General features: G+C 59.2%; 2 protein-coding genes and 1 tRNA gene. 2 read left to right on the top strand and 1 reads right to left on the bottom strand.

The features are described 5' to 3' along the window. Position 1 precedes the first annotated feature (1 nt). A tRNA-Glu gene (locus Q0C23_RS00835) sits at positions 2-77 on the bottom strand. Positions 78-285: 208 nt separating this feature from the next. Between Q0C23_RS00835 and Q0C23_RS00830 the strand changes: the two genes are divergently transcribed. Both Q0C23_RS00830 and Q0C23_RS00825 read left to right on the top strand, forming a co-directional pair. Beyond that, the gene (locus Q0C23_RS00830; RefSeq protein WP_291510482.1) at positions 286-555 is read left to right on the top strand and encodes a metal-sensitive transcriptional regulator; all 270 of its coding nucleotides are present in this window, start codon (positions 286-288) and stop codon (positions 553-555) included. 11 nt (positions 556-566) lie between these two features. Continuing rightward, positions 567-952 (top strand): hypothetical protein (locus Q0C23_RS00825; RefSeq protein ID WP_291510481.1); only part of this gene is annotated, 386 nt, incomplete at its 3' end.

The raw sequence follows: 952 nt of genomic DNA, 5'->3' as shown, positions 1-952 counted from the left end.
TTGGCGCTCCCAAGGGGGTTCGAACCCCTGTTACCGACGTGAGAGGCCGGTGTCCTGGACCACTAGACGATGGGAGCGTGCACTTTGTAGCGAGCGTCGAACTATAATGCAGGACGCACTGGCGCGCAAGGGCGCGGTATGGCGACGTGGGTAGAGAATTTGCGGACCCCCACCGCGGAATTCGCGGCAACCATGCTTTGAGAGCCGCCAATTTCCTTGCGTTCTTGACAAGCGGCTCTCTTTCCGGTCGAATGCGGCTTCCTTTAATACCCACTGGGGGTATCCATGTCGACGCACGATCGCCGCGCCATCCTCAACCGCTTTGCAAGGCTCGAAGGTCAGCTCAGGGGCATACGGCAAATGCTGGAGAGCGATAGAGACTGTCCGGAAGTCCTGAATCAGATGGCCGCCGCCCGAGCCGCCCTGGATAAGATTGCGCGGCTAGTGTTTGAGGACCATCTCGACCATTGTCTGCTGGATGCGGTGCAACGGGGCGATGCCGAGGATTCCATCGTGGCCATTAAAGCGGCTTTCGCTCGTTATTTTACTCCTTGAGAGACCTATCCATGTCCACGCCTTTCTTGCTGCTTCTGTTCGCGGCTTTCACGGTCGCGCTGCTGCACGCCATTTTGCCCGACCATTGGATGCCCATAGCGCTCCTGGCGCGCACCCAGGGTTGGCCTCTGCGCCGCAGCTTGCGTGTGGCAGCCTGGGCTGGCTTTGGCCACATCGGCGGCTCTTTGCTGCTGGGTGGGGTGCTCATGCTCTTGGGTCTGGGCCTGGAGCAGAATTTCGCACGATTTGCTCACTATCAGGATCAGATCCTCGGTACGATCCTGATACTCACAGGGCTCGGCCTCGGGATCTGGCAGCTACTTCGCGGCCCACACGCTCATCCTCATCCTCATCCTCATCCTCATCCTCATCCTCATCCTCATCCTCATCCTCATCC

The sequence above is a fragment of the Acidithiobacillus sp. genome, from assembly GCF_023256195.1.
Taxonomy (GTDB): Bacteria; Pseudomonadota; Gammaproteobacteria; order Acidithiobacillales; family Acidithiobacillaceae; genus Acidithiobacillus_A.
This window is presented reverse-complemented; position numbering and strand designations above follow the sequence as displayed.